Consider the following 22,432-nt stretch of genomic DNA (forward strand, 5'->3'; position numbering starts at 1 on the left):
GACCCGGCCAGCCCGGAAGCAGCCGACCCGGTTACGGCCGTCGGGCCGGTCGTCCGGCCGATGGGCGAGCACGCGCTGCTCGTGGAGCTTGCGGGCGCCGCGGAGGTCACCGCCTGGTACGGCTGGCTGCGCGAGCGCCGGGCCGCCGGCGAGCTGCCGCCGGTCGAGGAGATCGTGCCCGCGGCCCGGACCGTGCTGCTGGACGGCGTGGCGGACGTCGGCGCGCTGACCCGGCTGCTGCGCACGGCGCGCCCCGGCGCGGCGTCGGCGACCGCCGGGCCGCTCGTCGAGGTGCCCACCGTCTACGACGGCGCGGACCTCACCGAGGTCGCCCGCCGGTGGGGCGTCTCCCCCGAGGCGGCCGTACGGATCCACACGGAACCCGAGTACGTGGTGGCGTTCTGCGGATTCGCCGCCGGCTTCGGCTACCTCACCGGCCTGCCCGCACGGTACGAGGTGCCGCGCCACGCCACCCCGCGCACCAGCGTCCCGGCGGGCTCGGTCGCGCTGGCCGGCCCCTACACCGGTGTCTACCCGCACCCCTCCCCCGGCGGCTGGCAACTCCTCGGTCGCACCGCCCTGCCCCTCTGGAACGCCACCCGCACCCCACCCGCCCTCCTCGCCCCGGGCACCCGCGTCCGCTTCACCCCGCTCCGCGGCGACACCCCATGACGGACGCGGCGACGGCGGGCCGGGCTGATGCCCCGTCGGACGCGCGGGACGACGGCGCCCTCGACAGGCGGCCGGACGGCAGAACCGATCCGCCCGGGCGGCAACCGCCACCGGGATCCGGTCCCTCCGGGAAGGAACAGCGTGACCGCCACCACCAGCACGCCGCCCGTACCCCGCGCCCAAGCGCCGCAGCTCCCGGGAGGGTCGGCGTGACGGGTGCGATGGTGGTGGTGCGCTCGGGACCGTTGAGCACCGTGCAGGACCTGGGGCGGCACGGGGTCGCGCATCTCGGGGTGCCGCGGGCGGGGGCGTTGGACGAGCCGGCGCTGCGGGCGGCCAACCGGCTGGTGGGAAACGAGCCCGGGGCGGCGGCCGTGGAGACCACGCTGGGTGGGATCGCGGTGCGCGCGTTGCGGCCGCTGACGGTCGCAGTGGCCGGCGCGCCGTCGCCGGTGCGGGTGAACGGGCGGCCCGCCGCCTGGGGCGCGCCGGTGACGGTGCCCGCCGGGGCGGTGCTGGACGTCGGTGCCGCGACCGCCGGTGTGCGCGCGTACCTGGCGGTGGCGGGCGGGGTCGCCGTCGAGCCGGTGCTCGGCAGCCGCTCGGCCGATCTGCTCTCCGGGCTCGGCCCGGCCCCGCTGGCCGTCGGCGACGAGCTGCCCGTCGGCCCGCGCCCGCCGTTCGGGCCGCTGCCGGAGCTGGTGCCGCTGCCCGCTCCCCCGGCCGTGCTGGCGCTGCGACTTCGGCTCGGGCCGCGCGCCGACTGGTTCACCCCGGACGTCGCGGACCGGCTGGCCCGCGCGACCTACCGGGTCGCCCCGGCGAGCAACCGGATCGCGCTGCGCACCGAGGGCCCGCCGCTCGTCCGCGCCCGAGTGGGCGAACTGCCCAGCGAGGGCATGGTGTTGGGCGCCGTTCAGGTTCCGCCGGACGGGCTGCCGGTGGTCTTCCTGGCCGACCACCCGACCACCGGCGGCTACCCGGTGGTCGGTGTCGTACCGCTCGCCGACCTCGCCGCCGCCGCGCAGGCCCGACCGGGCACCCCACTGCGCTTCGCCGTCCTCCCCGGACGTCCGGCCAGGAGCGTGGGTCAGTAAGGAGCAAGCGGCTCCGCTGCCGTGATGGGCGGATCGGTCGCGGCGGGCTCGTCGGGGCGTGTGGGGCTGGCGAAGGTCTGCCCGCGGGTGTCCGACCGACGGGGCTCGTGACGCGGCCGGGGCGGCCCGGCTGGTCAACCGGCCCGGGCGGCGATCCCGGCGCTTCCGGCGCTTCCTCGGCGCGGGCGCCGTCCTCGCCACGCAGGACGAGATCATCCCGTACGAAGGATCACGAGACACAGGTGGGTTGCCGGTCACAGAGACACGCTCCTAGCGGCGCAGGAAGGTCCCGCCGTCGATGACCCAGAAGCTGGCCGGAACCGCGCCGCACTTGACGACTTCGGAGTGCATCGTGGGGCTGGTCCGCTTCCAGCCGACCCGACGCTCGCCCTGTTCGTCGGTCGGGTAGAAGGTGAGGCCGGCCTCGGGGTGCCGGCCCTCCTCGAAGAGGTACGGCTCGCCCCCGAGCGGCGTGATCACGATCTGCGAGATGGGCCCGGTCACGGTGATGGCGCCGTTCCCGTCGACGGTCAGGCAGTCGACGTCGAACTCGGCCCGGGTGGTGCCGCTCGTCTCGAACACGTGCTGCACCACGGCGTGCCCCCGGGGGTGGCCGTCGACCGTACGGGCGCTGACCTGCGCGGTGAGCCGCTCGCCCGGGTTGGGGCCCGGGCCGTACTCGTTGAGCAGGGTCCAGCTGCGCAGCGCGAGGTGCTGGGCCGGCAGGGGGGTGGCCGGCGCGGCCGCGGCGGTGCCGGCCGTCCCGGCCGCGAGGGCCACGGCCGCGGTCGTGAGCGCGATGACGGTGGTGAGCTTTCGCATGGTCAATCCTCGCTGGAGAGAAGGGAGTCGGGCTGTTCCCGACTGCCTCCAACCTCCCAGCTCACCCCCGGTCGCGGCCTCCGCCGCGGGGAGGGACCAGCTCCCCCCAGCGGGGGAACTGCTGCTCCTCCGCCCGACGCACCGCGCGGCGCGGTCTATCACGTCCAGGGCGGCGGCGGAGCCGCTTGCCCGCTACTGACCCACGCTCCTAGCGCCCCAACAGGGCTGAGGCAATGACCCGTTGACCGTCGTCGATGAACGGCTCACCGTCCTCGACGCCCCAGAGGACGTTCTGCAGGACGCGCGCGAGGGTCCAGCGGACGGCCCGGTCGCGGTCCAGGGCGAGGCGGTCGGTCATCAGGTCGAAGCGGCGGCGCAGGGCGCGCGGCAGGTCGCCGGTGGCGGCGAGGTCGGACCAGCGGTTGCCCAGCGCGGGGAGGAGTTCGAACCCCGGGTCGCCGGCGAGGGGCTTGGGGTCGATGGCGAGCCACCGGGCGCGGGCGCCGGGAGCGGACGGGGCGAGCACGTTGCCGTAGTGCAGGTCCCAGTGCAGCAGCCGGTCGCCCGGCTCGGGCCGGACCTCGCGCAGGGCGGCCGCGAGGTCGGCGAGCAGCCGGCGGTCGGCCTCCTCGGCCAGCCTGCCGCGCGCCTCCGGGACACCGGCCAGCATGGCGTCCGCGACCTCCGCCAATCTCCGCACTCCTGAAGGAGCTTGACATATCGTCAATTCCGCCAGCAGCTCGGCGATGACGGCGGTGGCGGCCAGGTCGTCGGGGACGTCGAGCAGGGAGCGCTCGGGGTCGAGGCGTTCCAGCAGCATCGAGCCGGTGGCCGGGTCGTGGTCGAGCAGCCGGACGGCGCCCCGGCCGCCCCAGGCGCGCAGGGCCAGCGGTTCGCCGGCCGTCTCCTCGTCCACATACTGGAGCTTGAGCACGGCGCCGGTGCCGTCGACCCGTCGGACGGGCAGGACGAGGCCGACCACGCCGTGCGCGGGCGCGCCGTCGGGCCGCAGCTCCCAGCGGTCCGCCAACTCCGAAGCGAGCGCGGGCAGTCGGTCGACCCAGTCGCGACCCTCCGCCCCGAGGAACCGGACGAGGGAGGCCGCCAACGCCTCGGGCACCTGGATCGGCACAGCGGGCACACTCCTCACGGCGAAACGACTGGACGACACGGCAGCAGAACGACACGACGGCACCGACGCTACGCCACCGCGGCGGCGACAGCCCTGGCGAAGCCCTCCGGATTGTCGATCATGATGTTGTGCCCGCAGTCCGGCACCGCGTCGAGCACCACGCCCGCCGCCCGGAGCCCCTCCGCGCCGGCCGGCTCGCCGTCGGCCGCGGGGTGCAGGAAGGTGCGCGGCAGATCCAGGCCGTACAGCTGCTCGCGCAGGGGCGGCACGGTCGCCCGGCAGCGGTGGACGGCGCTGCGGTGGAGCGCCTCGGGGCCCGCGAGCCGCATGGTGGCCCACCAGAACGGGCCCGCCCACCGCTCGACCTCCTCCCGGCCGCCGGCCAGGAACTCCTCCTCGGTGAACGTGGCGATCCCGCTGCTGCCCGGGCCGCGGGCGGGGGCGACCGGGTCGATGACGGGGTCGACCAGCACCAGCCCGGCGACCAGCCCGGGGTGCCGGTGGGCCAGCGCGATCGCGACCGCGCCGCCCAGGCTGTGGCCGATCACCTCGACGCGCTCCACCTCCGCCGCGCGGACGGCCGCGGCGACGGCGTCGGCGTGCGCCTCCAGCGTGTAGGGGAAGTCGGCGGGCCGGTCGCTGATGCCGAAGCCGAGCAGGTCGAGCAGCAGCGAGCGGTGGCCGGTGAGCAGCGGGTGGGCGGCGGCCGCGGCGTAGTAGACCGGCGAGCTGGCGCCGAGGCCGTGCAGATAGAGGCGGACGGGCTCCCGGCCGGGGATCTCCACCCAGCGGATCCGGTCGCCGTTCGGGGTGACGGTGGCATCGCGCACGGTCGTACTCCTCCTGCGGTTCGTCGGGACGGCGCCGCGAGTCCTTCGAGGCGCCAGAGAGACCATACCTCGATCCCGAGGTATAACAACATCGAGATATCGACGGCCGGATCTGAGAGAGTGGGCCCATGCTGAAGCTCGCGATCCTCGGGTTCCTCCACGACCGGCCCCTGCACGGCTACGAACTGCGGCGCCACCTCGCCGCGCTCACCGGGCACGTGCGGCCGATCAGCGACGGCACGCTCTACCCGGCGATCAAGCGGCTGGAGGCCGACGGCCTGCTGGTGCGCGCCACCGAACCCGGCGCGGCGGCGGCCCCCCGGCACACCCTGCGGCTCACCGGCGCCGGCCGGGCCGCCCTGCTGGAGCGGCTGCGCACCCCGGAGGACCTGGACGTCAGCGACGAGAACCGCTGGTTCACCGTGCTCGCCTTCCTGCGCCACCTCGACGGCGAACCGGCCGCGCAGGCCGCCGTGCTCCGGCGCCGCCTCGCCTTCCTCGGCGAGCCGGCCAGCTTCTTCTACGACGGCAGCCGGCCGATGGGCGCCGAAGAGGTCGCCGACCCGTTCCGCCGCGGGATGCTGCTGATCGCCCGCGCGACCACCACCGCGGAACTGGACTGGCTGCGCACCACCCTCGCGGAGCTCGACCGGGCGGCCTGAGCGCACCCGCAGAACGCCGCGGCCCGCGCCTGCCCCCTCCACCGGGGGCGGGCGCGGGCCGCGGCGTTCGGTCCGGGCGGCGCGGGCGAGCGGTCAGTGCTGGTGGTAGGCGTGCACCACGGCGTGACCGCGCCCCTTGCCGATCATCCACTTGTTGACCGGGACGGTCAGGACGAAGGCCAGGAGCAGCGAGCCGGCCAGCGCCAGCCAGAACAGGAGGTCACCGAGACCGGCGTCCATGGCGCCGGGGACGGTCATCATCACGGTGTTGTCGATGATCTCCATGACGATGATCGAGACGGTGTCGGCGGCCAGCGCGACCTTGGCGGCGGCGCGGACGTCCAGGCCGGCCTTGAGCACGCCGCGCATGGTCAGCGCGTAGCCGAAGACGAAGGCCAGCAGGATCGAGAGCACCACGGTGGCGCCGTTGTGCAGCCCGAAGGCGGTGCCGAGCACCATGCCGAGGATCTCGCCGATGGCGCAGCCGGTGAGGCAGTGCAGGGTCGCCTGCGCCGCGGCCGCCCAGGTGGTGGCCCCGCCGCCGTGCCCACCGTGTCCGTGCTGCGCGTGGCCCTCGTGGCCATGGTGCTCGTGGTGCTCGTGGCCGGCGTGCTGCTGGTGGTCGTGCTGGGCGGGATGCGCCATGTCGTCCTCCACGTGCTCGTTCCCTGTGGCCGTGCTGCCCGGTTCGTCGATGACTCTATACCCCCCTGGGGTATCTGCCAAGCACGGTTGCGCACGCCCTCTTCCCACCCCGCGCCCGCCGTGCTCGGATGGTTCGCATGGCTGACGAACGACACTCCCAGCACCGCGAGGGCTACCGCGGCACCGGCCCGGGCACGATCACCCCGGACGGCTGCGCGGTCGACATGTACGCACGACTGCCCGTCAACGACGAGCCCGAGCTGATCGCGGGCGCCGTCCCGCCCGGCGCGAGCCTGCTCGAACTCGGCTGCGGCGTGGGCCGGATGACCCATCCGCTGCTGGAGCGGGGCTTCCGGGTGACGGCGGTGGACGAGTCCGCCGAGATGCTGGCACGGGTCCGCGGGGCGCGCACCGTGCGCAGCCCGATCGAGCACCTCGACCTCGGCGAGCGCTTCGACGTCGTACTGCTCGCCTCCTTCCTGATCCACGCCGGCAGCCTGGACGTCCGCCGGGGCCTGCTGGACACCTGCCGCCGGCACGTCGCCGAGGACGGCTGCGTGCTGATCCAGCGCGAGGGCGAGGACTGGCAGGCGCGGGCGAAGGTGCCGCGCGAGCGTCCGCTCGGGACGGACGGGCTGGTCCGGGTGGCCTCGGCCACGCCGGTGGCCGAGGGCGTCAACCAGGTGCACGTGGAGTACGAGTTCCCGGACGCCACGTGGACCCAGACCTTCCTGTCGCGCCCGATGGACCGGGCGGAGTTCGAACAGGCGCTCGCCGAGGCCGGGCTGGCCGTCGACTCCTATCTGACCGAGGACCGGGTCTGGGTGCGGGCCCGGCCGGTGGCCGGCTGACCGGTCCGGGGGCACCGGTCGCGGGAACGGCCCCGAAAGTGGGGGCGGGCGACAGGCCGTCACCTGAACGGCGTAGCATCAGGCGGACGCCGGGCCCGCGCGCGGCCCGTAGCGCCGGGCGGGACCGGTGGTTCGCCTGCCATCGAGCCGCGCCGCTGGACCGCGCCGGCCGGTTCGCAGGGCCGTTCCCGCACCGACCAACAAGGAACGCTTCATGCGCATCGAGCGACGGATACCCCGGGCGGGTGTCCGGTGATCGAGTGGTTCCACGGGGCCGTCCTCGGCCTGATCCAGGGACTCACCGAGTTCCTGCCGATCTCCTCCAGCGCCCACCTCCGGGTCTTCCCCGCCCTGCTGGGCTGGAAGGACCCGGGAGCGGCCTTCACCGCCGTGACGCAGCTCGGCACCGAGACCGCGGTGCTGATCTACTTCCGCCGCGACATCGCGGCGATCGTGAAGACCTGGACGCTCTCGCTGTTCAAGCCCGCGCTGCGCTCGCACCAGGACGCGCGGATGGGCTGGTTCGTGATCATGGGCACCCTGCCGATCGGCATCCTGGGCAAGCTGTTCCAGGACACCATCGAGCAGGACCTCCGCGACCTGCGGATCATCGGCAGCACGCTGATCCTGTTCGGCGTGATCCTGGCGGTCGCCGACCGCACCCGGGCGATCCGGCACGCCAAGCCGATCACCGACCTGACCCTGCCGCACGCGGCCGGCTACGGCATGGCCCAGGCGCTCGCACTCATCCCGGGCGTCTCGCGCTCCGGCGGCACCATCAGCGCGGGCCTGCTGCTCGGCTACAGCCGCGAGGCGGCGGCCCGGTACTCGTTCCTGCTGGCGATCCCGGCGGTGCTGGCCTCCGGCGTCCTGGAGCTGTTCAAGATCGGCGAGGGGCCGGCTCCGGCCTGGGGCCCGACCATCCTGGCCACCCTGATCGCCTTCGTGGTCGGCTACGCGGCGATCTCCTGGTTCCTGAAGTACATCTCGAACAACAGCTTCATGCCGTTCGTGATCTACCGCATCGCGCTCGGCATCCTGATCATCGTCCTGGTCTCCGTGGGCACGCTGGCCCCGGACGCCGGCGTGGTCGCGAAGTAGCGGCGAACGAGAACCGCGTTCCATTCGGGAGCAGCAGAGCGGGCCGGCCCACCTCCACGGTGGGCCGGCCCGCTCTGCTGCTGCCGCGGAGCACACGCGGCCGGTGCGCGGAGTCTCGGCGGAGCCTTGGCGCAGGCGGCGCGCTAGCGGCGGCGTTCCCGGGCGGCCGTCAGCCGGCCCCGGACGGCGGCGTGGACCTCGGCCTCCTCGGCCGGGTCGGCGGCGAGGCGGCGCAGGCGCTCCAGCACACGGGCGTCGCCGGTGGTGGCGACGTGTCTCGCGGCGAGCTCCCGGGTGGACTCCTCGCAGTCCCAGAGGCACTCGACGGCCGGCCCCTCGGGGAAGTGCACGTCGGTCGCGGCGAGCGCCCGGGCGGCGCGACCGCGCAGTTCCGAGGAGACGGCCTCCCCGTAGATGTGGCGCAGGACCGGGACGGCTCCGGCGGCGGCCAGCCGCCCCGCGCCGTCGACCAGCGTCCCGAGCCCGGCGTCGGTCCCGGACACCCCGTGGACCGAGACCCAGCGGCGCAGCCCGCCCACCACCAGGGGGCCGTCGGCGGGCTCCCCCGCGTCGGCCAGCAGCCGGACGGCCGCCTCGCCGAGGGCGCTGTCGGCGCCGCCGGTGGCCGGGTCGGCCCAGCGGCGGGCCTGGGCCAGCGCCTCCGGGCCGCGCATCCGGCCGAGCAGTTCCAGGGCGAACCGGACCATCCGGTCGTCCACGTCGGCGGCGGCCACCTCGATCAGGCCGGCCGCGGCCGGGTCGCACTGGTCGACGAGGTAGCGCAGGGCGGCCCGGCGGGCACCGGGCAGACCCGTGCGGGCCGCCTCCAGCACAACGCCGAGGTCCTCGGGCCGCACCACGGCGGCCAGGCAGCGGGCGGCCGCGGCGGCGCGGCGGTCCACCGCGTCGGGGCGGGCCGGGGAGCCGGCGTCACGGGACGCCTCGGGGCGGACCGGGCCGCCGGCGAAGGCCGCGGCGCCGAGGCCGCCGAGCTCGCCCTGGTCGGCCCAGGCCAGTACGTCGGCGGTGGACCAGCCGGGGGTGACGCCGCTGCGGTTCAGCTGGCGCTGCCACAGGTCGAAGGGGGACTGCTCACTGGCCGCGGCCACTCTGGGGTGGTAGGCGGCCCAGAGCCGCCAGGGCCTGGGCTCGTAGGCGCCCCGAATGGTCTCGCGCAGCTCGGCGTCACCCTCGGGGCCCGGCGCGAAGCGGTCCAGCACGGCGGTCCCGAGCAGCAGCAGGCCGCGGTCGTCGTCGCGCAGCGCCAGCTCGTCCAGGGCCCAGGCCCAGTTGGTGCCGGTGGCGGCGTACTCGCGGAGCATGAGGAGGGCGTCCCGGCGGCCGTACGCGGCGAGGTGGCCCAGGACGGACAGCGCGAGGCCGGTGCGGGCCTCGTCCTCGTCGAGGAGGTCCTCCGGGGAGTGGAGGTGGTCCTCGATGCCGTCGAGCGACGCCTCCAGCTCCATGTAGAGGCGCGCGTAGTAGAGGGAGCGGTTCTCGACCTGCCAGTCGGCTCGCGGGTCCCTGGTGACGCACTCCTCCAACGCGGCGATGGCCTCGGTACGGTCGGCGGCCAGCGCATGGAGCTGCCCGTCACCGCGACCTCGCTGCAGGAGGCCGAGGAGGCTGGCACTGGGTGCTATCACTGGCTCGAACATGAGGTCAGCATCCGTTGCGGCGGTCGTAGTGGCAACGGGATTTCCGTCGCCGGGGTCTCTGGTCGGTACTGCGGTGGGCGCCCGGGCGCCGGAATCACCGAAGGTTACCGCTTCGGACAGCCCGTCGCACACAGGGCGACCGGGCCTTTGTGCGCACTGGCATATGCCGGGGGAACTTTGGCGGCGTTCTGTCCAAATCGCCCACGGACGTCGGACCGCTGTGCGACAGTCGATCCCACCATCGCCGGCCGACCGCCGCGCACGGATGACTGGACACACCATGCCCATGACACCGACGCCCGGCCGCGACACGGTCGCCGCCGCCGAATGGGACCTGCGCACCGACCACGTGCACTGGTCCGCCGAGGCCTACCGACTGCTCGGCTGCGACCCCGGCCACGGCCCGCTCAGCCTCGACCGGCTGCCCGACCGGCTGAGCGAGGCGGACCGGCCGCAGCTGCGCCGGATGATGACCGACGCGCTGGTGCACGGCCGGTCCGCCGTCGGCACCCTCCAGGTCCGCCACCCCGGTGGCGGACACGGCATGGTCGAGTGCGCCGGCGAGCCCGTGCTCGGCAGCGACGGCACGGTCACCGCCCTGCGCATGCTGCTGCGCCCGGCCCGCGCCTGCTGACCGCCCGCCCGGCCCCCGGACGCCCCGAGGCCCCGGGCCCGGGCCCGGCCGGGATCAGGCGAACCGGGACCGGTTCTTCTCCGCCGCCACCCGCAGCTCCTGCCCCAGCTCGTCCCGCAGCTCGTCCACCGCCGGCACCCCCCGGTAGCGCGCGGTCAGCCGGTACATCTCCCGCAGCCGGTCCCACGTCCGGTGCGAGGAGTTCTGGCCGATCAGCCGCAGCACCTCCCTGACCTGCGCGTCCGCCGCCTCCGGCTCCCCGGTGAGCCAGTGCACCGAGGCCAGCGTGATCCGGTCGAACAGCGCCGAGCGCAGCTGACCGGTCCCCTCCCGCAGCCGGATCACCCGCTCGGCGTGCCGGCGCGCCTCACCGGCCGCCGAGAGGTCGTGCTCGGCGAGCGTGCGCAGCACCAGCGCCTGCATCCCGCGCAGCTCCGCCTCGTCGAAGACCTGCATCCAGGACGGCGGCGGACCGTCCGGGTCCTCCGCGAAGAGGTCCTCCGCCTCCCCCAGCAGCCGCCAGGTCGCCTGCGACTGCCCGACCGACGCGTGCGCCCACGCCTCCACGGTGTTCAGCATCGCCCGGGTGCTCGGCAGCATCCGGCCGCCGCTCGCCCGCGCCGCGGCCATCAGGTCGATCGCGTCGTCGGCCCGCCCGAGGTGCACCATCTGGCGCGCCGCCCGGGAGAGCGCCTCCCCCGCCCGCGGCCGGTCGTCGGCCTCCTTCGCCGACTCGGCGGCCAGCGTGAAGTACTTCTGCGCGGTCGGCTCCAGCCCCACGTCGTGCGACATCCAGCCCGCCAGCACCGCGAGGTTGGCCGCGACCAGCCACAACCGCCGCTCCACGGAGGCACTGTGGCGGTGCGTCAGCAGCCCTCCCACCTCGTTGAGTTGACCGACCACCGCCTTGCGCTGCAGGCCGCCGCCGCGGGCCGCGTCCCAGGCCCGGAACACCTGCACCGAACGCTCCAGCGCCTGCACCTCCTCGGCCCCCACCGGGCCCGCGTCGTACAGGTCCACCACCGGCCGGACACCGCCCTGGGTGACCACCTGTCGCGGACCGGGCGCCGAGGCCGCGTACGCGACCGCCTCCCCGCCCAGCCAGCCCTTCAACGAGTCGGCGATGACCGCCCCGGCCGTGAGCGCGGCGCCCGCACCCACCAATCCACGTCGGTTCAGCATGAGGTCCATTCCCGTGAACTCGGTGAGGACCGCGGCCGTCCGATCCGGCTCCCATGTCGACGTGGTGGCGGACTGCCCCGCTCCGGTCCTGGTGGGCCGGTGTCGCTCCAGACCGAGGTCCTCAGTGGTGACGACACGGCCGAGCCGCTCCGTGAACACGGCTGCCAGTACCCTCGGCACCGGATCGCGCGGGATCTCCCCCTGCTCGATCCACCGCCGCACCCGCGAGGTGTCGGTGGACAGCTGCTGCTGCCCCATCGCGGCACCCCGCCTGTTGACCAGCCGGGCCAGCTCGCCCTTCGACCATCCGGTCAGGACGAACAGATCGGCGAGTCGGGTGTTGGGTCCCCTGCTCAAGTGAAGCCCCCAGGATTCCTCGGCTGGTCCGAGGCTAGAGGCTCCGTCAGGTACCCGGCGAGCATTCGCCAGGCTTCGCCAGGGTCCGCCACATTACCAACCACCGTCGTCCGGGTGTGATGTAGAGGTGCGCCACCCCGCCTCCGGGTCGGGCGGCGCCCCAGACCGGTTCGGGGAGTTCCCCCGTGCGGGTTCCGGGGCGCTCCCGGTCCTCACCCGAGGGGGTGGCGCGGCCGGGTGGCGCGGGGGCGCCGGGCACGGCCGCGGCAGAACCGGCCGACCGCATTCCCCAGGGTGCGGACGGCCGGTCCACCGCCGCAGCACGGGGTTCCGGCCCCGGCGTCCGTGCCCGGCGCCCGCGCACCACCCACCGGACCGAACAGGGGCCCGCCGCCGGACCAGGAACCCGGCGGCACGGCCCTCCCCGCCCCCGCGGGCTCATCCGAGACGGACCAGGAAGGGATCTCCCTCACCCCATGTACTCCTCAGCGACCTCCCCGACGCCGACCGCGCCCCGGACCGCGCTGCGCCCCCCCACCGCAGCCGCCGGCCGTCCCGGCCCGAAGCAGGTCCCGCCGCCGTCCCGGCCGGCCGCCCCGCGCGGCGCCGCCGACGGCCGGCCCGCGGACCCCCGGGGCCAGGCCGCCCGGGCCGCGCTGGGGCTCCGCTCGCCCGAGGCCGCCGGACCCCGTGTCCCCGGGGCCCGGATCCCCGCCGCCCGCCCCGGCGACGGCCGGCTGCTGCGCCCGCCGGTCCGGCCGGGCCAGCCCGCGGCACAGGAGCGGATCGACCCCTCGGCGCTGCAGACGCCGTCCGTCCGGGCCGCGCTCGCCGGCGTCTCGCGGATATGTCCCGCGTTCACCCCGCGCCAGGTGCTGCGCGAGGGGAGCCGCCACATCCTGGTGGCGGGCACCATCGGCCGGGCGCCGGTGGTGGCCAAGTGCCTCTCCCCGCAGGCGGTGCGGAGTGAGTACTTCGAGCAGCTGGTGGCCGATTTCCACCACGAGGTGGCGGTCTACCGGGCCTTCGTCCGGCACCGCCCGCCGGTGCGGCTGCCCCGGCTGGTGGCGGCCGACCACGACCGCTGCGTGCTCGTCATGGAGCGCGTGCCCGGCCGCCCGGCCGCCCGGGAGCGCCACCCGGCCAACGCGCCCACGCCGGGCGAGGTGCGGGCGCTGCTCACCGCCGTTCGCACGCTCAACCTGTGGCGGCCACCGACCGACGTGTTCCAGCCCCGGCTGGACTACCAGTTGGAGATCGCCCGCTACCACTCGGTGGGCCAGCTCACCGACCGGGACGCCGGGGACCTGCGCGGTCTGCTGCACGGCCTCGGGCACGCCCCGCTCCAGCTCTGCCACGGCGACGCGCTGCTCAGCAACATGCTGCTGGCGCCGTCCGGCCCGGTGCTGGTCGACTGGGAGCAGGCCGGCTGGTACCTGCCCGGCTACGACCTGGCGGTGCTCTGGAGCGTGCTCTCCGGGGACACCGCGGCGCGCCGGCAGATCAGCCAACTCGCCCAGAGCGGCGGCACGCTGGCCCGGGACGCGTTCCTGGTGAACCTGGTGCTGGTGCTGATGCGCGAGATCCGGCTGTACGACGTGCCGGGCGCCGGCGAGGAGCAGCGGATCATGATCCGCCGGCTGTACGACGACGCCGCGCTGGCCCGCCGCGCGGTCCGGGCCGCCGTCGGGACGAGGTGACGCCGGCCGGCCGCCGGCGTCCGGTCAGGGCCGGGCGCCGCGTTCCAGGGCGGCCCGGCCCGCGGCCTCCAGGACGGCCTCGTCGGGGGCCAGGTGGACCCGGCTGCTGAGCGCGTCCCGCAGGTAGCGCTCCAGCGGGTGACGGCGGCTCAGTCCCGGGTTGCCGGTGAGCGAGACGGCCTGCTGGACGGCGGATATCGCGGCCCGGGTGGCCAGCAGGTGGGCCGGTCCGGTCCGGGCGACGGCCTCCGGCTCGGCGCTGTCCACCCGGGGGGCCAGCCCGTGGACCAGTTCCTCGGCGCCGATCAGCTGGGCCTCGATCTCGCCCAGCGCGCTGCGGTAGCGGGGCAGGCTGCCGAGCGGCTCGGTGAGATTGGCCGGAGTTCGCTGGTGCAGGAAGCGGACCAGCCAGTCCTGGGCCGAGCGGGCCACCCCGACGGCCACCGCGGAGAGCGCCAGATCGTGCCAGGCGCGGGCGAGTTCGGCCGCCGGGACGGCCCAGGGCGCGTCCCCGGCGGCGGTCGAGGCGGCGGTCGAGGCAGAACCGGGGCGCGCGGCAGAACCGGTCACGCCCCTTCCGGCGCCGCCCTTCGGCGGGTTCAGGCCGAGCGCGAGCTCGGCGGGCACCCGCACCTCGTCCAGCACCACGTCATGGCTGGCACTGGCCCGCAGGCCCAGCTGGTCCCAGGTCGGGTCGACCTCCAGCCCCTCGCTCTCGCCGCGCACCAGGAAGGTGCCGGTCCGGGGCTCCGGTTCGTCGGTCCGGGCGGTCACCGCCATCCAGGCGAGAGCCTCGGCACCGGCGCAGTACGTCTTCCGGCCGGTGAGCCGCCAGCCCGTGCCGTCCCAGCGGGCCACCGTGGCCGGCGGCTCGCCGGCGCGGGCGCCGGGCTCCGCGTGCAGGGTGTTGACCAGGGCCGGTCCGCGCCGGGACTCGGTGAGCAGCCGCCGGTAACCGGCCACCGGCCAGCCGGCGGTCCGCGCCTGTTCGGCGTGCTGGAGCAGGGTGAAGGCGGTGACCACGGCCACCGAGGCGTCCCCGCGCCCGAGTTGGGACAGCACCTGGACGGTGTCGGCGAGCGTGCCGCCGGGTCCGCCGTACCGCCGGTCGACGGTCAGGGTGAGCAGTCCGGCCTCGTGCACGGCCTCGATGCCCTGGTAGGGGAAGGTTGCGTCGCGGTCGTGCTCCTCGGCCCGGGCGGCCAGCAGGTCGACGACCCGGGGCAGCCCCGCGAGGGCGGAGGCGACGGGCGACGGAACGGCGGGCGACTGATCGGCAGCGATGGTGCTCATGGGGCTGGTGCCTCCGGGCGGCAGCGTGGGCTCTGACTCCTCGACACACCCGCAACGGGCGCGCGGTACCGGTAGGCGACCCCGGAGGTCGGCGGAATTCCCGCCCCCGGAACCCGGGTTCAGCGGAAGACCCGCCCCCGGACCGGCGCCGGCTGTTCGGCCGACCGCCCGCCGCCTCGGGGACGAATCCCCCTCAGTGGCCCGGACACGCCGCGCTGGCGGTGCGCCGCAGGTCGAGGTAGCTGCGACGGGTCAGCAGCAGGGGACGGCACGACATGTCCGCGACTTTACGAAGCCGTGATCGAGGCCGTCAAGCAGCGCCCGAGGCCCGGAACGAACGGGGTGACGGGAGTGCGACGAGTGCCGGACCGGGCGACCGGAACCCTGCCCTCCGGGGCACGGTTCCCGTACCCGTCAGCCCTGCTGGAACATGTCCGCGGGCAGCGGCTTGAGCAACTGGTAGAGGTCGTCCGAAATCGGTCGGTCCCAGGAGGCGATGGTGACCTGCACGCCGTCACTCCGGCCGAACTGGGCGCAGAAGACCCGGCCCTCGCTGACCTTGACCTTCTTCACGATCAGCAGGTCGTCCCCGAGCATGACCGGGAAGTCCTCCGCCGAGACGAAGTCGACCGGTTCCTCGTCACCGAGGGCGGCGAGCAGCTGACGCACCTCGAAGGGCACGCTGTCGCCGGTGTCCCGGGCCGGCGAACCCTCGGGGAGGTTGCCGATGAACATCGCCGGGCCTCTGCCGCCGAACAGGTCGTAGCGCAGGAAAATCCCCTGGCAGGAGCCGTCCGGGCCGGTCATCATGGCCGCACCGAAGTCGCCGGGCCAGTCGCCCGGGTCCATGGCGAGCACGTCGAAGTCCGGGCCGGTGGGCTGACCGGAGCGACGGCGGAGAAAAGACATGGGAACATCGTACGTGCCCGGCACACCACGCTCGCGGGGTGGGTGGGACGCCGGACGGAGATCCACGCTCAGAGACCAATGTTGACTCTGAGCAACCGTCCGGGCTACGTTCGGTTCAGCACGACAGCCGTTCTGGGTTTCACCCTTCGGGGGGACGGCCTGTCGCAACGCGGCCCTACACGCGTTTCCCTCACTGTGCACACCGTCGTGTCGATCCGCCGAGCACCCAGCTTCGAGGTGGCACACAGCACAGCACACAAGCCAACAGTTCCATGCATCACAAGCAAGGTCCGCGGGGCCCCGGCCCGTCGCTCCCGCGGATCTGCTCGGGACGCCGCCGCGTGGGGGCGTGCGGGTCCCGGGCACCGGCACCGACATCCGAGTCGCTCTCGGATTCGGCGCCATCCTCCCGGCGACTACCGGCCCCTCGTGGGCCGGGAACGGCCGACGCACCCCCGGTGCGCAGGGGATGACTGGGAGGAAACCCGGCAGCGCTGTCGGGTTGCACAGCAGGCGCCGTGTCTGGCCGCGTGGGGGCGGTGGGCACGGCGTCTGCCTGTGCTCATACTCTGAGCTGCGTTTGTCCAGCAGTCAACAGAAATTATGACGGGGCACGCTCAAATGTGATCGGAACGATGATCCCCGGAGACCTTCGGGAAGACCTTCGGCACCGAGACCTTCGACACAGCCTCCGGATCCGGCCGGACGCCCCGAGGGGCGTCCGGCCGGATCCGGTCAGGTGAGGTCGAACTCGCCGTCCCGCGCGCCGAGCACGAAGGCCCGCCACTCCCCGGGCGTGAACACCAGGACCGGGCCGTCCTCCTGACGGCCGTCCCGCATCCCGATGTAGCCGTCCACGAAGGCGATCTGGACGTCGCCCACGCCCTGGCTGCTGCACAGCCAGGTCGCCCCGGTGAAGTCCACCTTCGGCTTCCCGTTCGCGCCGAGCTCCGCCGCTCCGGCCGGCTCCGTCCCGACCCCGGCCGACTCCACCCCGGTCCCGCTGTTGGCTGCCACTGCTGGTCTCTCCTCCCGACGGCCTGAACGGCCCCAGCCTAGTCACCCGCGCGGCCCCCGGTCAGCGGGATCGGCAGGACTCCCCCGGCCGGGGCCGACGGACCGTCAGCGGGCCCGGCCCGCCGCCGGAAGCGTGTCCCACGCGGGCGGGCGGCGGGCGAACTGCCAGAGTGTGGGGAGCCCCCACCGAGCACGCCCGCCCGAGCACCCCACCGTCCAGCCCCCACCGAGCGCCCGAGGAGCAGCCGATGAGCCGCCGGGACGGCAGCCGCGCCGATGTCATCCCCATCTCCGACGCCCCCTCGGCCCACCCTCCGGCGCCCCGCACCCCGCCCGCCCCTGCCCCGCAGCCCCGGCCCGCCCCGGGTCGGCCCCCCACGCACGGCCGGGTCGGCGTCGTCCTCGTCTCGCACAGCCAGGAACTCGCCGACGCCGTGCGCGCCCTCGCCCTCGCCCTGACCGACGACGGCTCCCCCGCCCCGGTGGCCGCGAGCGGCGGGGACCTGGTGGCCGGCCCCGGCATCAGCGCCGTCCTGGTCGCCGCCGCCACCCGCCGGGTCGACCAGGGCCACGGCGTGGTCGTGCTGGCCGATCTCGGCGGCGCGGTGACCACCGTCCGCAGGCTGCTCGCCGACGCCGACGAGCACGGCCTGCCGTTCCCGGTCCGGTTCGCCAACGCCCCGTTCGTCGAGGGCGCGGTGGCCGCGGTGGCCACCGCCACGGCCGGCGGCGACCTCGCGGCGGTGCTGGACGCCGCCGAGGAGGCCTACCGCCAGCCCAAGGGCTGAAACCCTCCGCCCCGGGCCCGCCGTGTCCGCTTCCGGCCGTTCTCCGGGATCCGGCCCACGGCGGGTGACCGCGCGGCTACCATCGGCGCAGGACCGGCCGCGGGGCCGGCCGTGAGGGGGGAACCTCAGCCATGCGCGTGGTCGTCACCGGCGGAGCCGGATTCATCGGGGCCAACCTGGTCCGGGCCCTGCTGGCCCGGCCCGAGGTGGACCAGGTCCGGGTCGTGGACGACCTCTCCACCGGGCACAAGACCAACCTGGACGGCACCGGCGCCGTGCTCCACGAGGGCTCCGTCCTCGACCCGGCGCTGCTGGACGAGGCCTTCGCCGGCGCCGACGCCGTCGTCCACCTCGCCGCGCTGCCGTCCGTGCCCCGCTCGGTGGCCGACCCGCTGGCCAGCCACCACGCCAACGCCACCGGCACCCTGGAGGTGCTGGAGGCGGCCCGCCGCGCCGGGGGCCTCTACGTGGCCGCCGCGTCCTCCTCCTCCGTCTACGGCGCCAACCGCGAGCTGCCCAAGCGGGAGACCATGCGCACCGCGCCGATGAGCCCGTACGCGGTCAGCAAGCTCGCCACCGAGTCCTACCTGGCGGCCTACCACCACTGCTACGGGCTCGGGGTGCTCCCGCTGCGGTTCTTCAACGTCTTCGGCCCGCTGCAGCCCGCCGGGCACGCCTACGCGGCCGTGGTCCCGGCCTTCCTGGACGCCGCGCTGGCCGGGCGTCCGGTGACCGTGCACGGGGACGGCGGGCAGAGCCGGGACTTCACCTTCGTCGGCACCGTCACCCAGGTGATCACCGAGGCGGTGCTGCGCCGGGTGGTGCACGCCGACCCGGTCAACCTGGCCTTCGGCACCCGCACCTCGCTGCTGGAGCTGATCGGCGAGCTGGAGTCGGTGCTCGGCCACCCCGTCGAGGTGGCGCACGTCGACCCGCGGCCCGGCGACGTCCGGGACTCGCAGGCCGACAACGCGCGGCTGCGCGAGCTGTTCCCGGACGTCCGGCCGGTGCCGCTGCGCGAGGGGCTGGAGCGGACGACGGACTGGTTCCGCGGGCTGTAGGACGCGTTCGGGCCTCGGGCCTGCGGTCAGGGGCGCGGCAGGCCGTTCCACTCGAAGCCCGCCTCGGCATGGCCGGCCACCGCCCGGTGGATCCAGGCGAGTTCCTTCTCCCCCATCGGCGGCAGTGCGTCCAGGGCGTACCAGCCGACCGCCAGGGTCTCGTCCTCGTCCAGCCGGACCTCGCCGCCCGTCGGCCGGCAGTGGAAGACGAGCTCCAGGTACTGCGTCATGTCGCCGTTGGGGTAGGTGATCTCCGGCGAGACGGTGACCGCCACCAGCCGCTCCGGGACGGCGATCACCCCGCTCTCCTCCAGGCACTCGCGGACCGCGCCGTCGGCGGGCTGCTCGCCCGGGTCGAGGATGCCGCCGGGCGGCGTCCAGCTGCCGTCGTCGGCGCGCTGGACGAGCAGCACCCGGCCGTCGTCGTCCAGGACGACCGCGACGACGGCGCTGAGCCAGAGCATGCGGGGGCCGACCACGGCGCGGAGGTCGGCGAGGAACTCGGGAATGGCCATGGCCCGCACCCTATCCGGGCGCCGCCGGGTCAGTCCCGGCGCAGCGGGCGGGCCGGGGAGCCCACCACCACCTCGCCGGGCGGCACGTCCCTGGTGACCACGGCCGCCGCGCCCACGAAGGCGTGCTCGCCGACCTTGCGGCCCTGCAGGACCACGGCGTTGGAGCCGACGGTGGCGCCGTCCGCCAGCAGCACGGCGCCCGAGACGTTGCCGCCCGGGTAGACCGTCACCCGCTCGCCGAGCACCGCGTCGTGCCCGACCGTCGCGTTGTAGTGGACCTGGCTGTGCGCGCCGAGCCGGACGCTGCTGGACACGTACGCGCCGCCCATCACCAGGCAGCCCGGGCCGAGCACGGTGTCCGGGGCGATCAGCGCCCGGGGGTGGACCAGGGTGACCGGTGCCGCGCCGAGGCCGTCCAGCAGGGCGGTGAGCCGCCGCCGGACGGCCGGGTCGGCGATCCCGACCAGGTAGCGGTCGCCGGGTGCGAGTTCGGCGGGCCTGCGGACCGGCAGGCCGCGGACGGTGGCGCCGTGCCGGTGGTCGTCGAGGAAACCCGCGACCGGGACGCCGGCCGCGAGCGCGGTGTCCAGCGCCTCGCGGCCGACGCCCCCGGCGCCGGCGATCCAGAGCCCGTCGGGGGCGGTTTCGGGGAGCACGGGGGCCATCCTGCCCGTTCCGGTGCTCAGGACGCCTCCTCGACGGCCGCGTGCACGGGCGACGGCCGGGACGGGGCCGTGCGCACCGGCGGGACCGGCCGGGGCGCCGTGCTCTGCCGGGGCAGGCCGATCACGGCGGGGGCGCGTTCGACGGCGGGCACCCGGTGGTCCGGGGCCGCCGGCACCGGGGCGCCGGTGTCGGCGGGCTCGGTGGGCGCCGGGAAGCCCGGGTTGACGCCACCGGCCGCGGTGATCCCGGCCGGACGCAGCAGCACCTTGACGGTCAGCAGCAGGATCCGCAGGTCGAGCCCGAACGAGCGGTTGCCCACGTACCAGAGGTCGAGCTCGATCCGCTCGGGCCAGGTGATGGAGTTGCGGCCGCGCACCTGGGCCCAGCCGGTCAGGCCGGGCCGGACGTCGAGCCGTCCGCGCTGCCGGGTGGAGTAGTGGACGACCTGCTCGGGCAGCGTGGGCCGGGGCCCGATCACGCCCATCTCGCCGCGCGCGACGTTCCACAGCTGCGGCAGCTCGTCCAGGCTGGTGCGGCGCAGCAGCTCGCCGAGCCGGGTGATCCGGGGTGCGTCCGGCTCCTCGGGGAAACGCCTGTCCCGCATGGTGCGGAACTTGAGGATCTCGAACTCCTTGCCGTGCAGCCCCGTCCGGGTCTGCCGGAAGAGCACCGGTCCGCCCATCGTGCAGCGGATCAGCAGGGCGATCAGCAGTCCCAGCGGAATCGCGACGATCCCGGCCAGGACAGTGACCACGAGGTCCCCCCCTCGCTTCATGACGGTCCTTCCCCCCTGATGCGGTTGTGGGTCGTGGGCAGGCTCAGCCGACCGTCCAGGGCAGTCCCTTGGCGCGGGCGACGGCCGCGTAGGTCGCCAGCGAGACGGCGGCGACCGCCCGCTGGTCGAACTGCGCCGTGGCGCGGCGGCGGGCCGCCGCGCCGAGGCGCTCGCGCAGGCCGGGCTCGGTGAGAAGCCGGTCCAGCGCGTCGGTGAGGGCCCGGGCGTCGCCGGGCGGGGCGAGGAGCAGGTGCTCGTCGTGGGTGCCGATCTCGCGGCAGCCGCGGATGTCGCTGAGCACCATCGGCAGGCCGCCGGCGGCGGCCTCCATGGCGGAGCGGGAGAACCCCTCCCGGTAGGAGGGGAGCACGAAGACGTCGAGGGCCGCGTAGACGGCGGGCATGTCGCCGCGCGGGCCGAGGAAGGAGACGCCCGACTCGGCCCCGTGGGCGTCCGGCTTGTCCGGGTCGTCCGGGCCGATCCAGACGAACCGGGCCTTGCCGGCCAGCGCCCGGGCCGCCTGCGCGTACTCCCGGATGCCCTTCTCGGCGACCCGCCGGCCGACCCCGCCGACCAGCAGCTCGTCCGGCCCGACGCCGAGTTCGGCGCGCAGCCCGGCGCGGACGCGGGTGTGTTCGCCCGGGTCGGTGGCAAAGCGGGTGAGGTCCACGCCGTTGCCGACCACCCGCGAGCGGCGGGCCGGGACGGCGCGGGCCAGGGTGCGGCGGTCCTCGCCGTTCTGGTACAGCTCGGCGTGCGAGAAGCGGGCGGCGAAGGCCTCCGCGCCGAGGACGAACGCCCGTTTGGCGAGCGGGTCGTGGGCCTGCGCCCAGAGCCCGTGGCAGGTGTTGACGACGACCGGCACGCGGGCGAGACGGCCGAGCACCCGGCCGAGCACCCCGGTCTTCGGGTTGTGGGTGTGCAGCACGTCCGGGCGGATCCGGTCGAGCACGGCGAGCAGTTCGCGGGCGGCGACGGCGTCGGCGCGCGGCTCCCAGGCCCGGGTCAGGGCGTGCAGCGGCTCGTGGCGCACCCCGATCGCCTCCAGCTCGGGGACGTACGGGCCGGGCGCGCTGATCCCGTACGTGTGGAAGCCGGCCTCCAGATCGACCTTCAGCTCGGTGGCGAGCAGCAGTTGCAGGCTCATGTCGACGGTGGTGAGGTGGGCGACCCGCAGCGGGCGGCCGCCGGGGCCACGAAGGCGCGGCGGGATCCGGCTCTCAGGCACGGGCGCCCACCGCCTTCGCGGTGGCGACGATCCGGGCGTAGGCGAGCTCGGGGAGCAGCCGGCCGTGGAGCTTGGCGCGGAAGAAGTCGATCGGGTCGGTGCGGCGCACCGGCACCCGGCGCAGCCGGACCGGGTCCACGCCGGGGGTGTTGCGGCCGACCTCGCCGGTCGCGGCCGTCCGGAAGCGGGCCCGCAGGGCCGGTTCCATGTGCGGGACCGGCACGCCCCAGGTGTAGGCGTAGTGGCTGGGGCGCACGCCCAGGTGCTCCTCGACGTCGTCGCCGCAGGCGTCCAGCTCGGCGGTGGAGAGCAGTTCGGGGCGGGCGTGGGTGCGGGTGTGGTTGGCGACCGTGCACAGGCCGGAGGCGGTCATCTCGCGCAGCTGCGCCCAGCTGAGCGCGGGGGCGCCGGTGGCCTTGGCGGTGGAGCCCTCCCAGCGCATCTCGCCGCCGACGTGGCCGCTGGCCAGGTAGACGGTGAACGGCAGGCCGCGCTCGCGCAGCAGTGGCCAGGCGTTGTCGTAGACGTCGGCGAAGCCGTCGTCGAAGGTGAGGACGACGCCCGGGGTGCTGCGGCCGGCCTCGATCCGGTCGGTGGCCTCGTCCAGGGAGACCACCCGCCCGGGCGGCAGCGCGGCGAGCAGGTCGGCCTGGGCGGCGAAGTCGGCGGCGGACACGTCCAGCTCGTCCGGACTGCCGCCGCCCACCCGGTGGTAGATCAGCACGGTGGCGCCCTCGCCGGGGCTGGTTCCGGCCCGGCGTGCCAGCTGGCGTTTCACCTGGGCCCTGATGCCCCCGCCGGCCGGGGCCGTTCCGGGCGCGGCGGTGCCGCTCATCG

At 75.3% G+C, this 22,432-nt stretch carries 23 protein-coding genes; 9 read left to right on the forward strand and 14 right to left on the reverse strand.

All coding sequences use genetic code 11. The features are described 5' to 3' along the window. Positions 1–60 precede the first annotated feature (60 nt). Both pxpB and ABZW10_RS25360 read left to right on the forward strand, forming a co-directional pair. Positions 61–672: a 5-oxoprolinase subunit PxpB gene (gene pxpB / locus ABZW10_RS25355; RefSeq protein ID WP_355369874.1), complete on the forward strand. Its 612-nt coding sequence runs from the start codon at positions 61–63 to the stop codon at positions 670–672. A 221-nt stretch (positions 673–893) separates the two neighbouring features. Next, positions 894–1,769, forward strand: a complete 876-nt coding sequence (locus ABZW10_RS25360; protein ID WP_355369876.1) for a biotin-dependent carboxyltransferase family protein — start codon at positions 894–896, stop codon at positions 1,767–1,769. Between the two features lie 270 nt (positions 1,770–2,039). Here ABZW10_RS25360 and ABZW10_RS25365 read toward each other — a convergent pair whose 3' ends face one another. The 3 genes from ABZW10_RS25365 to ABZW10_RS25375 all read right to left on the reverse strand — a co-directional run bounded on the left by ABZW10_RS25365 (position 2,040) and on the right by ABZW10_RS25375 (position 4,553). Further along, positions 2,040–2,591 (reverse strand): hypothetical protein, encoded by a 552-nt coding sequence (locus ABZW10_RS25365; RefSeq protein WP_355369763.1) that lies wholly within the window; start codon positions 2,589–2,591, stop codon positions 2,040–2,042. Positions 2,592–2,799: 208 nt separating this feature from the next. Continuing rightward, complete coding sequence (locus ABZW10_RS25370; protein WP_355369766.1) at positions 2,800–3,732, reverse strand: aminoglycoside phosphotransferase family protein; 933 nt, start codon at positions 3,730–3,732, stop codon at positions 2,800–2,802. A gap of 59 nt (positions 3,733–3,791) precedes the next feature. Beyond that, a complete protein-coding gene (locus ABZW10_RS25375) occupies positions 3,792–4,553 on the reverse strand; it encodes an alpha/beta hydrolase (RefSeq protein WP_355369768.1) in 762 nt (253 codons plus the stop codon). A 128-nt stretch (positions 4,554–4,681) separates the two neighbouring features. Here ABZW10_RS25375 and ABZW10_RS25380 point away from each other — a divergent pair, with 128 nt between their 5' ends. Further along, on the forward strand, positions 4,682–5,215 hold the full coding sequence (locus tag ABZW10_RS25380) for a PadR family transcriptional regulator (RefSeq protein WP_355369770.1): 534 nt from the start codon (positions 4,682–4,684) through the stop codon (positions 5,213–5,215). A gap of 93 nt (positions 5,216–5,308) precedes the next feature. On the opposite strand, the gene ABZW10_RS25385 is transcribed toward ABZW10_RS25380, so the two are convergent. Continuing rightward, positions 5,309–5,860, reverse strand: coding sequence for a DUF4396 domain-containing protein (locus ABZW10_RS25385; RefSeq protein ID WP_355369772.1), 552 nt, complete (start codon positions 5,858–5,860; stop codon positions 5,309–5,311). Between the two features lie 137 nt (positions 5,861–5,997). Between ABZW10_RS25385 and ABZW10_RS25390 the strand changes: the two genes are divergently transcribed. Further along, positions 5,998–6,711 (forward strand): class I SAM-dependent methyltransferase, encoded by a 714-nt coding sequence (locus ABZW10_RS25390; protein WP_355369774.1) that lies wholly within the window; start codon positions 5,998–6,000, stop codon positions 6,709–6,711. Between the two features lie 252 nt (positions 6,712–6,963). Further along, positions 6,964–7,812, forward strand: coding sequence for an undecaprenyl-diphosphate phosphatase (locus ABZW10_RS25395; RefSeq protein ID WP_355369776.1), 849 nt, complete (start codon positions 6,964–6,966; stop codon positions 7,810–7,812). Between the two features lie 143 nt (positions 7,813–7,955). On the opposite strand, the gene ABZW10_RS25400 is transcribed toward ABZW10_RS25395, so the two are convergent. Further along, positions 7,956–9,470 (reverse strand): HEAT repeat domain-containing protein, encoded by a 1,515-nt coding sequence (locus ABZW10_RS25400; protein WP_355369778.1) that lies wholly within the window; start codon positions 9,468–9,470, stop codon positions 7,956–7,958. A 286-nt stretch (positions 9,471–9,756) separates the two neighbouring features. Here ABZW10_RS25400 and ABZW10_RS25405 point away from each other — a divergent pair, with 286 nt between their 5' ends. Continuing rightward, on the forward strand, positions 9,757–10,104 hold the full coding sequence (locus ABZW10_RS25405) for a PAS domain-containing protein (RefSeq protein WP_355369780.1): 348 nt from the start codon (positions 9,757–9,759) through the stop codon (positions 10,102–10,104). Between the two features lie 54 nt (positions 10,105–10,158). Here the strand turns inward: ABZW10_RS25405 and ABZW10_RS25410 are convergent, their stop codons facing one another. Then, entirely contained in the window at positions 10,159–11,643 is a 1,485-nt protein-coding gene (locus ABZW10_RS25410) for a hypothetical protein (protein WP_355369782.1), read from the reverse strand. A 476-nt stretch (positions 11,644–12,119) separates the two neighbouring features. Between ABZW10_RS25410 and ABZW10_RS25415 the strand changes: the two genes are divergently transcribed. Continuing rightward, positions 12,120–13,343 (forward strand): phosphotransferase, encoded by a 1,224-nt coding sequence (locus ABZW10_RS25415; protein WP_355369784.1) that lies wholly within the window; start codon positions 12,120–12,122, stop codon positions 13,341–13,343. Between the two features lie 24 nt (positions 13,344–13,367). Here the strand turns inward: ABZW10_RS25415 and ABZW10_RS25420 are convergent, their stop codons facing one another. The 3 genes from ABZW10_RS25420 to ABZW10_RS25430 form a co-directional block, all read right to left on the reverse strand. Further along, on the reverse strand, positions 13,368–14,636 hold the full coding sequence (locus tag ABZW10_RS25420; RefSeq protein ID WP_355369786.1) for an acyl-CoA dehydrogenase family protein: 1,269 nt from the start codon (positions 14,634–14,636) through the stop codon (positions 13,368–13,370). A 414-nt stretch (positions 14,637–15,050) separates the two neighbouring features. Then, entirely contained in the window at positions 15,051–15,545 is a 495-nt protein-coding gene (locus tag ABZW10_RS25425; RefSeq protein ID WP_355369788.1) for a hypothetical protein, read from the reverse strand. Positions 15,546–16,280: 735 nt separating this feature from the next. Next, complete coding sequence (locus ABZW10_RS25430) at positions 16,281–16,538, reverse strand: DUF397 domain-containing protein (protein WP_355369878.1); 258 nt, start codon at positions 16,536–16,538, stop codon at positions 16,281–16,283. A gap of 272 nt (positions 16,539–16,810) precedes the next feature. Between ABZW10_RS25430 and ABZW10_RS25435 the strand changes: the two genes are divergently transcribed. Continuing rightward, the gene (locus ABZW10_RS25435) at positions 16,811–17,350 is read left to right on the forward strand and encodes a PTS fructose transporter subunit IIA (protein ID WP_355369790.1); all 540 of its coding nucleotides are present in this window, start codon (positions 16,811–16,813) and stop codon (positions 17,348–17,350) included. A gap of 131 nt (positions 17,351–17,481) precedes the next feature. Then, the gene (locus ABZW10_RS25440; RefSeq protein WP_355369792.1) at positions 17,482–18,411 is read left to right on the forward strand and encodes an NAD-dependent epimerase/dehydratase family protein; all 930 of its coding nucleotides are present in this window, start codon (positions 17,482–17,484) and stop codon (positions 18,409–18,411) included. Between the two features lie 26 nt (positions 18,412–18,437). On the opposite strand, the gene ABZW10_RS25445 is transcribed toward ABZW10_RS25440, so the two are convergent. Genes ABZW10_RS25445 through ABZW10_RS25465 form a run of 5 tightly spaced genes read right to left on the reverse strand, consistent with a single transcriptional unit; the run spans position 18,438 to position 22,430 of the window. Then, complete coding sequence (locus ABZW10_RS25445; protein WP_355369794.1) at positions 18,438–18,926, reverse strand: NUDIX domain-containing protein; 489 nt, start codon at positions 18,924–18,926, stop codon at positions 18,438–18,440. A 29-nt stretch (positions 18,927–18,955) separates the two neighbouring features. Further along, positions 18,956–19,582 (reverse strand): NeuD/PglB/VioB family sugar acetyltransferase, encoded by a 627-nt coding sequence (locus ABZW10_RS25450; RefSeq protein ID WP_355369796.1) that lies wholly within the window; start codon positions 19,580–19,582, stop codon positions 18,956–18,958. 26 nt (positions 19,583–19,608) lie between these two features. Further along, positions 19,609–20,367: a sugar transferase gene (locus tag ABZW10_RS25455; RefSeq protein ID WP_355369798.1), complete on the reverse strand. Its 759-nt coding sequence runs from the start codon at positions 20,365–20,367 to the stop codon at positions 19,609–19,611. A gap of 43 nt (positions 20,368–20,410) precedes the next feature. Next, positions 20,411–21,595, reverse strand: coding sequence for a glycosyltransferase (locus tag ABZW10_RS25460; protein WP_355369800.1), 1,185 nt, complete (start codon positions 21,593–21,595; stop codon positions 20,411–20,413). Next, positions 21,588–22,430 (reverse strand): polysaccharide deacetylase family protein, encoded by an 843-nt coding sequence (locus ABZW10_RS25465; protein ID WP_355369802.1) that lies wholly within the window; start codon positions 22,428–22,430, stop codon positions 21,588–21,590. Before ABZW10_RS25465 ends, ABZW10_RS25460 begins: the two co-directional genes overlap by 8 nt. Positions 22,431–22,432: the final 2 nt, after the last annotated feature.

The organism is Kitasatospora sp. NPDC004723 (assembly GCF_040609255.1).
Lineage (GTDB): Bacteria > Actinomycetota > Actinomycetes > Streptomycetales > Streptomycetaceae > Kitasatospora.

Coding starts and splice junctions, on each gene's coding strand:
- pxpB (WP_355369874.1), top strand. CDS start 61: ATGGGCGAGCACGCGCTGCTCGTGGAGCTTGCGGGCGCCGCGGAGGTC.
- ABZW10_RS25360 (WP_355369876.1), top strand. CDS start 894: ATGGTGGTGGTGCGCTCGGGACCGTTGAGCACCGTGCAGGACCTGGGG.
- ABZW10_RS25365 (WP_355369763.1), bottom strand. CDS start 2,591: ATGCGAAAGCTCACCACCGTCATCGCGCTCACGACCGCGGCCGTGGCC.
- ABZW10_RS25380 (WP_355369770.1), top strand. CDS start 4,682: ATGCTGAAGCTCGCGATCCTCGGGTTCCTCCACGACCGGCCCCTGCAC.
- ABZW10_RS25385 (WP_355369772.1), bottom strand. CDS start 5,860: ATGGCGCATCCCGCCCAGCACGACCACCAGCAGCACGCCGGCCACGAG.
- ABZW10_RS25390 (WP_355369774.1), top strand. CDS start 5,998: ATGGCTGACGAACGACACTCCCAGCACCGCGAGGGCTACCGCGGCACC.
- ABZW10_RS25400 (WP_355369778.1), bottom strand. CDS start 9,470: ATGTTCGAGCCAGTGATAGCACCCAGTGCCAGCCTCCTCGGCCTCCTG.
- ABZW10_RS25405 (WP_355369780.1), top strand. CDS start 9,757: ATGACACCGACGCCCGGCCGCGACACGGTCGCCGCCGCCGAATGGGAC.
- ABZW10_RS25415 (WP_355369784.1), top strand. CDS start 12,120: ATGTACTCCTCAGCGACCTCCCCGACGCCGACCGCGCCCCGGACCGCG.
- ABZW10_RS25420 (WP_355369786.1), bottom strand. CDS start 14,636: ATGAGCACCATCGCTGCCGATCAGTCGCCCGCCGTTCCGTCGCCCGTC.
- ABZW10_RS25425 (WP_355369788.1), bottom strand. CDS start 15,545: ATGTCTTTTCTCCGCCGTCGCTCCGGTCAGCCCACCGGCCCGGACTTC.
- ABZW10_RS25435 (WP_355369790.1), top strand. CDS start 16,811: ATGAGCCGCCGGGACGGCAGCCGCGCCGATGTCATCCCCATCTCCGAC.
- ABZW10_RS25440 (WP_355369792.1), top strand. CDS start 17,482: ATGCGCGTGGTCGTCACCGGCGGAGCCGGATTCATCGGGGCCAACCTG.
- ABZW10_RS25445 (WP_355369794.1), bottom strand. CDS start 18,926: ATGGCCATTCCCGAGTTCCTCGCCGACCTCCGCGCCGTGGTCGGCCCC.
- ABZW10_RS25455 (WP_355369798.1), bottom strand. CDS start 20,367: ATGAAGCGAGGGGGGGACCTCGTGGTCACTGTCCTGGCCGGGATCGTC.
- ABZW10_RS25465 (WP_355369802.1), bottom strand. CDS start 22,430: ATGAGCGGCACCGCCGCGCCCGGAACGGCCCCGGCCGGCGGGGGCATC.